Below are 568 nucleotides of genomic sequence, written 5' to 3'. Positions count from 1 at the left end.
AACGCCTTCTAACCCATCCGTAAGGATCGTCTAGTGAATCAATTCTTCACTCAGAGCGAACTTGATAAGACAGTGCTATTTGATTTAACGAAGTAATTCTGCTTCGCAATCTCATGACACAAGTCTTGTAATTTATTTTCTGTTACTGGGTCAAACGTATGTTTGTCGATAGCTTTGTACAGATAAGCAGAGATACAATCAAGAGTAAGAACCATGTCCTTAATCATTTCAAACTGCATCATTTCTTCACGTGCTTCTGGGAACCATGCTTGCTTGATGTAAGTTGACATACGAGAGTCTACTTTAATATCAAGGGCACGCATACGTTCAGCAATCAGGTCAGCCCATTCAAGTGCCACTTCTTGAACACCATCAAAGGTTTCATGTAGACCAATGAAGTTAGGTCCTGTTACATTCCAGTGAAAGTTTTTGGCTTTGACATACAGCAGTTCAAGATTAGCAACAAGGTCTTGCAGGGTGAACTTCGCTGTAGATGTATCTTTAGGCTCTTCAGGTTTCTCAGCTACGTGAGTAAAAACAATCGGAGTCATTTTCTTTGGTGGCAATG

General features: G+C 40.3%; 1 protein-coding gene. It reads right to left on the bottom strand.

The genetic code is table 11. From position 1 onward, the window contains the following. Window positions 1-50 precede the first annotated feature (50 nt). The coding region (locus N1032_RS26930) for a Dps family protein (RefSeq protein WP_259543754.1) at window positions 51-568 on the bottom strand (518 nt) is incomplete at its 5' end.

This window comes from Herbiconiux daphne, from assembly GCF_024979295.1.
Taxonomy (GTDB): Bacteria; Actinomycetota; Actinomycetes; order Actinomycetales; family Microbacteriaceae; genus Herbiconiux; species Herbiconiux daphnes.
Note: the sequence above shows the minus strand (reverse complement) of the source record. Positions and strands in the feature narration are given on the sequence as shown.